Source organism: Propionivibrio sp., from assembly GCF_049316945.1.
GTDB lineage: Bacteria > Pseudomonadota > Gammaproteobacteria > Burkholderiales > Rhodocyclaceae > Propionivibrio.
This window is the reverse complement of the sequence record NZ_JBMOJE010000150.1, coordinates 1-10,106: the sequence shown is the minus strand read 5'-3', so window position 1 is coordinate 10,106 and position 10,106 is coordinate 1. Positions and strand designations below refer to the sequence as shown.

General features: G+C 63.2%; 3 protein-coding genes. 2 read left to right on the top strand and 1 reads right to left on the bottom strand.

Annotation, left to right across the window (positions count from 1 at the left end; translation table 11 throughout):
* Positions 1-426 precede the first annotated feature (426 nt).
* Complete coding sequence (gene fabR / locus ACOYNV_RS22795; protein WP_422902103.1) at positions 427-1,083, bottom strand: HTH-type transcriptional repressor FabR; 657 nt, start codon at positions 1,081-1,083, stop codon at positions 427-429.
* Positions 1,084-1,266: 183 nt separating this feature from the next.
* On the opposite strand from fabR, the gene ACOYNV_RS22790 reads away from it, so the two are divergent.
* Both ACOYNV_RS22790 and ACOYNV_RS22785 read left to right on the top strand, forming a co-directional pair.
* Entirely contained in the window at positions 1,267-2,883 is a 1,617-nt protein-coding gene (locus ACOYNV_RS22790; protein ID WP_422902102.1) for a PfaD family polyunsaturated fatty acid/polyketide biosynthesis protein, read from the top strand.
* A 189-nt stretch (positions 2,884-3,072) separates the two neighbouring features.
* Positions 3,073-9,975, top strand: coding sequence for an SDR family oxidoreductase (locus ACOYNV_RS22785; RefSeq protein ID WP_422902101.1), 6,903 nt, complete (start codon positions 3,073-3,075; stop codon positions 9,973-9,975).
* The last annotated feature ends 131 nt before the right edge of the window (positions 9,976-10,106 follow it).

The window sequence follows — 10,106 nt, the reverse complement described above, 5'->3', positions numbered from 1 at the left end:
ATCAATGCAGGTGAGAAGATAAAATCGGGAAGTTATTTCGTAGCCGTTCCTAAGGGATGCCAATCTAAGCGACGCTCACGACCACGACAACGAAGAAAAATGCAGAAGCTTATTCGGTGGACAGTAATCAAACTGTGCCACTTTCTTATATGCAATTATCAAGACGTGAAGTGCAGACTTATAGCCATGGCAGTCAAGTCTGAAGACTGTTCCGGGCAATTCTATTCGCGGAAGGCGGCTTCCTGATGGGGCGTGTCTCTGCGCATCTCTGCCCATTGCGCCCATTCGATCAACTCGATCCCGGGGAGCCAGGATCGCTACAGCAGGAGGTGGCATTGCAGCCTTGAAAATCAGCGCTGGACTGACGAAAGAGGATGCAGACGGCGCGCATCGGCGCCTGGGCGTGACTCTGTCAGCCAACAGCGATCAAGTACGGGCTTTTGTATTGATCGCTGCCAATGCCTGTGTCCCGGCGATGATCATGCGCACCATCAGGACAATCTGCCTGGTCAATTCAGCGTGTTTATCTTGCGGCAGGTCCAGCGCCGTAGCACCCATTGCAAAGACAAGCCGGGTGATGGCCTTGGCGGTCAGCGCCGGTTCGTACAGCCCAGAGTTCTTGAGTTCGGCCAGGCGCGTCAAGTCCAGTTGCAGTTCGTCTTCGAAAAAGTTCAACTGACGTTCCACCGCGTGTTTGAACGCGGCTGATCCGACCGTGCCTTCACGCAGCAGGATGTGCAGCAAGGGGTCGTCGGCACGCAGTTGGTCCATGAAGGCGTCAGTGCACCCTTGAACCACGCTGTGCTCGGAATTGGAACGTTGGCGCGCCTCGCCGATGATCTGCCGCAGCGATTGGCCGGCGAGGTCAATCAGCGCCACCGCCAATTCGTCCAGATCGCGAAAGTGGCGATAAAAGCTGTTCGGGGCAATACCGGCCTCGCGCGCCACTTCCCGCAGGCTGAGCGTGGATACGCTGCGGCTCGGCCCCAGCAATTTCAGTGCCGCAGCGATGATGTCCTGGCGGGAAATGACCGGCTTGCGCCCGGGTGGGCTCACCTTGACGTTGTCTGGCTTGCTGCTCATCGAATCTCTCGCTAATGGATAAGCCATCATAACCGACGAATTAATGCGCGACCGTATATACAACTGTATTTTTTTGCTAGACTACGCCTTATGTACTGCCCGACTCACTGCACCAGTTCATTGTCCTTCGGCTTGATCCGGCCATTTTTTCATGACGTTTGTCTCATTCCGCGCAGGTGAATTTTGAACAACACTCAGCTGACCCCTGTCGGTCATTGGCGGTCCGGCGCCCGGTCCCCGGTTTTTGAACCTGCCGAGCTTGGCCCTTTGCTGGAAAGCATCCGTGAGCCGATGCATGTGGTCCGTGACCTGGCACGAGCGCGTATCGGGCTGGCCATGGGCGGATCGGCTACGACAACGGCGGCACCCGGTGATTTGCCCCTGCTGGCGACGCTGCCGGCGACCTTTCCGGAATGGTTGGGCGATCGGTCCTTTTGCGAGACGCACGGCGTGCGCTTCCCCTACGTTGCCGGCGAGATGGCAAACGGCATTGCGACGACACGCCTGTGCATCGCCATGGCCGAGGCCGGCATGATCGGATTTTTCGGCGCCGGCGGGCTGGGTTATCCGCGTGTTGAAGAAGCCGTCGATGAGCTGGTTGCCAAACTGGGCAATCGTTTGCCATGGGGCGTCAACCTGATTCACTCGCCGAATGAAGCCGGGCTTGAAAATCGCGTTGCGGATCTGCTGATCCGCAAGGGCGTGCCGATCATCTCGGCATCGGCCTTCATGGGGCTGACCCCGGCAGTGGTGCGTTGCGCTGCGGCCGGTCTGCAGCTCGACGCCAACGACCGTATCGTGCGCAAGCACCGCGTATTCGCCAAGATTTCCCGGCGCGAAGTGGCGATCCGCTTCATGTCGCCGGCACCGGCCGACATGCTGCGCGCGCTGGTCGCGCAGAATCTGCTGACGCAGACCGAGGCCGATCTGGCGGCGAAGGTTCCGGTTGCCGAAGACATCACGGTCGAGGCCGATAGCGGCGGCCACACCGACAACCAGCTATTGGTTGCGCTGTTCCCGACCATCATGGCCTTGCGTGACGAACTGGTGGCACAGCATGGCTACGACCGCCCGATCCGCGTCGGCGCGGCGGGCGGGCTGGGTACGCCCGGTTCGCTGGCCGCCGCCTTTTCGATGGGTGCGGCCTACGTGGTGACCGGTTCGGTCAACCAGGCCGCCGTCGAAGCCGGGCTTTCCGATGCCGGCAAGGCGATGCTCGCCGAAGCCGATGTGGCCGATGTGATCATGGCGCCGGCTGCCGACATGTTCGAACTGGGCGTCAATGTCCAGGTGCTCAAGCGCGGCACGATGTTCGGCGTGCGTTCGTCCAAGCTATACGAAGCCTGGCACTCGAACGCCTCGCTTGAAGCCATCCCGCTGGAACTGAAAACCAGGCTTGAGCGCGACGTTCTGCACGCCACGTTCGACGAGATCTGGGCCGAAACCCGGGGGTTCTGGCAGAAGCGCGACCCGGCTGAAGTAGTCCGTGCCGAGGCCGATCCCAAGCACCGCATGGCCCTCGTCTTCCGCTGGTATCTGGGCAAGGCCAGCAAGTGGGCGATTGACGGCGAAGTCTCACGGCGTGCCGACTACCAGATCTGGTCCGGGCCGGCGATGGGCGCCTTCAACCGCTGGGCAGCCGGCTCCTTCCTTGCCGAACCGAAAAACCGTTCGGTGGTGCAGATCGCCCTGAACCTGCTCGAAGGCGCTGCCGTCATTACCCGTGCCGGACAGTTGCGCAGTTTCGGCCTGCCGGTACCCGCCACGTCGTTCCAGTTCCGGCCACGCCTGCTTTCCTGATTTTTATTTAGAGGCTGTGAAAATGAAAAGCTTACCGCAGAGGCGCGAAGACGCAGAGGTAACGCAGAGAAAACCATTTGTTTTAAAGGTTTTCTCTGCGTTACCTCTGCGAAACCTCTGCGCCTCTGCGGTAGGTTTTTGATATTTTTCAGCACCCAACTTTTTTTCGCCGCAATCGAGATCACTTCCATGTCCAAAACCCATCGCCAGCAAACCCCTATCGCCGTCGTCGGCGTCAGCGCACTGTTCCCCGGATCGACCGATTCGCGCGGCTTCTGGACCGACATCCTGGCCGGCAAGGATCTGATTACCGACGTGCCGGCCTCGCACTGGCTGGTTGAAGACTATTACGATCCCGATCCGAAGGCGCTCGACAAGACCTACTCGAATCGCGGCGGTTTCCTGTCGCCGGTGGATTTCGATCCGCTCGAATTCGGCGTGCCGCCGAGCATTGTTCCGGCAACCGACTCGGCGCAGATCCTGGCGCTGATCGTCGCCCAGAAAGTGCTGGAAGATGCCGCGCAGGGCCAGTTTTCTACGATGGACCGCGAACGGATCAGCGTGCTGCTCGGCGTCACCTCGGCGCAGGAACTGCTCGGCAACATGGTTAGCCGGCTGCAGAAGCCGATCTGGCTGAAGGCCCTGCGCGACAGCGGCATTCCAGAATCCGAGGCGCAGGAAGTCTGTGCGCGTATCGCCAGCAGCTACACGCCGTGGCAGGAATCCTCCTTCCCCGGCCTGCTCGGCAATGTCGTCGCCGGCCGCATCGCCAACCGCTTCGATCTGCGCGGCACCAACGCGGTAACCGACGCGGCGTGCGCCAGTTCGCTGGCCGCCGTCTCGATGGGCATCAACGAACTGCAGCTCGGCCAGTCGGACCTCGTCATTACCGGCGGCGTTGATGCGATGAACGACATATTCATGTACCTGTGCTTCAGCAAGACGCCGGCGCTCTCGCCGACGGGCGATTGCCGGCCGTTTTCCGATAGCGCCGACGGCACCCTGCTCGGCGAAGGCATCGCGATGATGGCACTGAAGCGCCTTGATGACGCAGAGCGCGACGGCGATCGCGTCTATGCCGTCATCCGTGGCATTGGCTCGGCATCAGACGGACGGGCCAACAGCGTTTATGCGCCACTGCCCGAAGGCCAGGCGCGCTCGCTACGCCGCGCCTACGAAGTGGCCGGTTTCGGCCCGGAGACGGTCGAGCTGGTCGAAGCGCACGGCACCGGCACCAAGGCTGGCGATGTCGCCGAATTCGCCGGACTGAAGCTCGCTTTTGGCGGCGCGCGTGAAGACAATCAATGGTGCGCGCTCGGCACGGTGAAATCGCAGATCGGCCACACCAAGGCCTCGGCCGGTGCGGCCGGACTGTTCAAGGCGATCATGGCGCTGCATCACAAGGTGCTGCCGCCGACGATCAAGGTCGACCGCCCGAACCCCAAGCTTGAAATCGAGCAAAGCCCGTTCTACCTGAACACCCAGCGCCGCCCGTGGATTCGCGATGACCAGCACCCGCGCCGCGCCTCGGTATCGAGTTTCGGTTTTGGCGGGAGCAACTTCCACGTGACGCTTGAGGAATACGTCCCCTCGGTCGACACCGGCAAGCCGGCCTGGCGTCTGCGCACCGTCCCCACCGAGCTGGTGCTGCTCAGCGCCGCCAGCCCGGCGGAACTGGTCGCCCAGTGCCGCGCACTGGCCGGCGGCAAAAAGGAACTTTGTCATGTGGCGCGTGAGACGCAGCTTGCCTTCTCGATCAACGAAGTTAACGACTTAGCGCGGCTGGCGATAATCGCCGCCAATGCCGGCGAGTTGGCGGAAAAGCTGACGCAGGCCGCAGCGACCATCGAAAAAACACCGGGCACGGCCTATTCCAGCCCGACCGGCGTGCATTACGCGACCGGTACGGCCGATGCAGGCCAACTGGCCTTCCTCTTCCCCGGTCAGGGCAGCCAGTATGTGGGCATGGGCGCCGAGGCGGCGATGGCTTTCGATCCGGCGCGCAAGGCGTGGGATGACGCAGCCAACCTGCCGTTCGACGGTGAGCGTCTGCACGACGTGGTTTTCCCGAAGCCGGTATTTACCGATGCGGATCGCGACGCGCAACAGAAAAAGCTGACCGCCACCGAATGGGCGCAGCCCGCCCTTGGCGTGCACAGCCAGTCGCTAGCCAACGTGCTGCACGCTGTCGGCGTGCATCCGGGCTGCGTCGCCGGTCACAGTTTCGGCGAGGTGTCCGCGCTGCATGAGGCCGGTGTCTTCGACGCCCCGAGTCTGGTCAAGGTCGCCCGTCGGCGCGGCGAACTGATGCGCGATGCATCGGCCGTGCCCGGCGCGATGACCGCCGTCGCCAAATCGATCGACGAGGTACGTGTAGCGCTTGCCGAGAGCGGCGCCAACGTGGTGGTGGCCAATCACAATTCGCCGACCCAGGTCGTCCTCTCGGGTTCGGTCGACGAGATCAGCAAAGTCGAAGCCGCATTTGCCGCGCAGGGCATGACCGCCAAGCGCCTGCCCGTGGCGACTGCCTTTCACAGCCCGCTGGTCGCCGCTTCGAGCGTGCCGTTCGGCGAGTTCCTGCAGAGCGTCAGTGTCAGCGCGCCGCAGCTCGACGTGTACAGCAACGCCACCGCATCGACTTACGCCAAGCAAGCGCCGGCGATCCGCGAACAACTCGCCGCGCAGCTCGCGCAATCGGTACGTTTCGTCGAACAGATCGAGGCGATGTACGCCCGTGGTGTTCGTACTTTTGTCGAAGTCGGCGCCGGTAGCGTGCTGAGCGAACTGGTCGGACGCATCCTCGGCGATCGTCCGCACCGTGCCATCAACCTCGACCGCAAGGGCAAGCATGGCGTCACGACGCTGCAGGAAGGCCTCGGCCGCCTTGCGCTGGCTGGCGTGGCCATTGACTTCGCGCCCCTCTGGGCCCAGTTCGCCCCACTGTCCGACAAGCCGGTAAAGAAGCCGGCAATGACGATGCCCATCCTTGGCGCCAATTCCGGCCGGCCCTACCCGCCGCCAGGCGGTGCGAAGGATCTGCCGCCGCCCAACCCGCCACGCGCGTTGCCGGAACCGGTGATCATTCGTGAAACCGTGACGGTTCCCCCCCCCCTTCAGGTAGGGGCACGGCGCGCCGTGCCCGTACGGGATGAGGTGAACGCCGCGGCCAGCATGGCCCCCGAGGCGCACCTCGCCTGGGTGCAGGCTTTCCAGGAAACACAGCGGACGACCGCAGAAGCGCATGCGGCTTATCAGCGTTCGATGGCCGATAGCCACATGGCTTTCCTGAAGACCGCCGAGTCGTCGTTCGCCGGTCTGGGCGCGATGCTCGGTGGCACGGCGCCGGCGCAACAACTTGCACCGCCTGCGCAATATATCGCTGCACCGGTTGAGTACGCTTCTCCGCTGCCTGTTGTCATACCGGTATCGGCACCGGCTCCAGCGCCTGTCCAGGTTGCCGCTCCGGTTGCCGCCGCAGTTGCGCCAGTCGCCCTGCAGGCCGCGCCAGTGCTTGATCTTGAAGCATTGATGATGACCATCGTTGCCGAAAAAACCGGTTATCCGCAGGAAATGCTCGGCGCCGAAATGGAGCTAGAAGCCGACCTCGGCATCGACAGCATCAAGCGCGTTGAAATTCTCTCGGCGATGCGCGAGCGGGCTCCGAGCTTGCCGGAAGTTAAGCCGACCGAACTCGCCACCTTGCGCACCCTCGGCCAGATTGTCGAGCACATGCGTGCTGCCGGTGGTGCTGCTTTTGCCGCTCTCCCTCCCCTTCAAGTAGGGGCACGGCGCGCCGTGCCCGTACGGGATGGGGCGAGGCCGATGACCCCCTCGCCAGTGCTTGATCTTGAAGATCTGATGATGACCATCGTCGCCGAAAAAACGGGCTACCCGAAAGAAATGCTCGGCGCACACATGGAGCTTGAAGCCGACCTCGGCATCGACAGTATCAAGCGCGTCGAAATTCTCTCGGCGATGCGCGAACGCGCACCGAATCTGCCAGAAGTGAAGCCGAGCGAACTCACTACCCTGCGCACGCTTGGCCAGATCGTTGACCACATGCGCGCTGCCGGTGGCGCGGCTTTTGCCGCTATGCCGGTTGCTTCGGCAGTTGCACCAGTTGCCCTGCAGGCCGCGCCAGTGCTTGATCTTGAAGATCTGATGATGACCATCGTCGCCGAAAAAACGGGCTACCCGAAAGAAATGCTCGGCGCACACATGGAGCTTGAAGCCGACCTCGGCATCGACAGTATCAAGCGCGTCGAAATTCTCTCGGCGATGCGCGAACGCGCACCGAATCTGCCAGAAGTGAAGCCGGCCGAACTTGCCACCTTGCGCACCCTTGGCCAGATCGTTGACCACATGCGTGCTGCCGGTGGCGCGGCTTTTGCCGCTCTCCCTCCCCTTCAAGTAGGGGCACGGCGCGCCGTGCCCGTACGGGATGAGGCGAGGCCGATGCCCCCCTCGCCAGTGCTTGATCTCGAAGCATTGATGATGAGCATCGTTGCCGAAAAAACGGGTTATCCGCAAGAGATGCTCGGCGTGCATATGGAGCTGGAGGCCGATCTCGGTATAGACAGCATCAAGCGCGTCGAAATTCTCTCGGCGATGCGCGAACGCGCACCAAACCTGCCGGAAGTCAAACCGAGCGAACTGGCGACTTTGCGTACGCTTGGCCAGATCATCGAGCACATGCGTGCCGCAGGCCAGCCGGCAACGGCAGTTGCCACTGTGGCAGCAGCGACTGCTGCAACCGCCACGCCGCAAACCAGCGTCGAGCGTTTTGCCGTGCGTGAAGTGCCGGCCAGCCCGGTCGGCATGGCGCTTTCCGGCATCCTCGGCGCGCAGCGTCTGGTGGTGACCGACGATGGCGCCGGTGTCGCTGCCGCGTTGGTGGCGAGTCTGGCCAAACACGGGGTCAAGGCCAGCGTTGTCGCGACAGTTCCGGCCGATGCCGATGCCGTGGTTTTCCTCGGCGGCCTGCGTGCCGTGAACAGCGTTGATGAGGCGGTCGCGGTCAATCGCGAAGCCTTCCGCGCCAGTCGTACGGTTGCGGCGCGCATGACCAGTGAAGGCGGCGCCTTCGTCACCGTGCAGGATACGGGCGGCGATTTCGGCCTGTCCGGGAGCGACGCGACGCGTGCCTTCCTCGGCGGTATTAGTGCACTGGCGCGTACTGCGGCGCTCGAATGGCCAAAAGCGGCGGTAAAAGCCATCGACCTTGAGCGCGGCACCGGCAAGAAAGCGCGTGAAGCCGGTGCGCTGGCCGAGGCCATCGTTGCCGAACTGCTTCAAGGCGGCACGACGCTGGAAGTCGGGCTGCACGCCGATGGACGGCGCACGACGCTGGCGTTGGTGCCGGTAGGGGCACGGCGCGCCGTGCCCGTCCAGGATGAGGCAATCGACAGCAACTCCATTGTTGTCGCTTCAGGCGGTGGCCGTGGCGTTACGGCAGCCAGCCTGATCGCACTGGCCAAGGCTAAACAGCCGCGTATCGTGCTGCTCGGACGCACCGAACTGGGTGATGAGCCCGAGGAATTGCGCAGCATCGGCGACGATGCCGGTCTCAAGCGTGCGCTGCTGCAGCGTGCCCAAGCCGAAGGGCGCAAGCCGACGCCGTCCGAGCTGAACGGCCAGCTTTCAACGCTGCTCGCGCTGCGCGAAATCCGCGCCACGCAGGCGGCGCTCAAGGCTGCCGGTTCCGAGTCACGTTACATCGCGGTCGACGTATCCGACGCTGCAGCGCTTTCCGCTGCACTGGAAACCGTGCGCAATACATGGGGACAGATCACCGCTGTCGTGCATGGCGCCGGCGTACTCGCCGATAAGCGCATCGAGGAGAAGACCGACGAGCAGTTCGATCGTGTCTTCGACACCAAGGTCAGCGGCCTGCGCGCACTGCTCGCGGCCACCGCAAAAGATCCCCTCACCGCGCTGTGCGTCTTCTCTTCCGTCGCCGCGCGGACCGGCAACCTCGGGCAGTGCGATTACGCGATGGCCAACGAGGTGCTCAACCTCGTCGCCTGTGCCGAGCGTGCCCGCCGGGGAGACGCCTGCGTGGTGCGTGCGATCGGTTGGGGCCCCTGGGAAGGCGGCATGGTGACGCCGAGCCTGAAGAGCCACTTCCAGCAAATGGGCGTCGCCCTGATTCCGCTGGCGATTGGCGCACAACGCTTTGTCGACGAGATGACTTGTAGCAGTGATGACGTCAGCGCTGACGTCAGTATTATCGTCGGTGGTGCGCAGGGTGATGGTGCGCTCGGCGCCAGCGTGACGCCGCAGGCCACGGTCGAGGTACGCGTCAGCATAGACTCGCATCCGCATCTGGCCGATCACAGCATTGCCGGCGTCCCGGTGGTGCCGATGATGCTGGCCGTCGAGTGGTTCCTGCGCGCGGCGCGTGCCTGCCGTCCGGATCTGGTACTGGCCACCGTCAAGCAGGTCAAGGTGTTGCGCGGCATCAAGCTGGACAACTACGCCGGGGCGGGCGATCGCTTCACGGTCAGCGCGCATCTGCTGTCAAACGGATCGGGTGCCGAAATCGGCGTTGAGCTGCGCGGCAAGAAGAACGTGTTGCATTACAGCGCGACAGTCGGCATGACCAAGGTGGCCGTCACGGCGCCGGTCGGCGAAGCAGAGCCGATCCTCGATGCCTGGACGCAGGCCGCTGTATATGACGGTCATGTGCTGTTCCACGGGCCAAGCTTCCAGGTCATCGACTCTGTGCAGGGTGTCTCACGTGACGGTATCGTCGGCATGCTTTCGGGCACGGAGAAATCAGCGTGGCCTGCCGAATCCTGGCGCAGCGATGCAGCTGCCCTGGACGGCGGTCTGCAACTCGCACTACTCTGGTCGCGGCATGTCCTCGGAGGCGCCGTACTGCCGATGGCGATGGGCGAATATCGCAGCTACCGCGACGGTCTCTCCGACGGCCCGCTGCAAGGCGTGGTCTACGGGCGCAATATTCATGATGCACGTACCGTGTGCGACATCGCCTTCTCCGATGCCAGCGGCCAGTTGGTCGCTGAACTGATCGGTGTTGAAACGGTGCTGCGTCCCGGAGAAACGAAGACTGCGCCTGCACTCGCATGAGTATGGAAACTGTAGGGGCACGGCGTGCCGTGCCCTTGGTGTGCCGTGCCTGGTACGCACGAAACCTCCGGGGTGTCTTGGGCACGGCACGCCTTGGGCACGGCACGCCTTGGGCACGGCACGCCTTGGGC

Bases quoted from the DNA above. Each gene is read 5' to 3' on its own strand.
- fabR (WP_422902103.1), bottom strand. From the start codon at position 1,083: ATGAGCAGCAAGCCAGACAACGTCAAGGTGAGCCCACCCGGGCGCAAG.
- ACOYNV_RS22785 (WP_422902101.1), top strand. From the start codon at position 3,073: ATGTCCAAAACCCATCGCCAGCAAACCCCTATCGCCGTCGTCGGCGTC.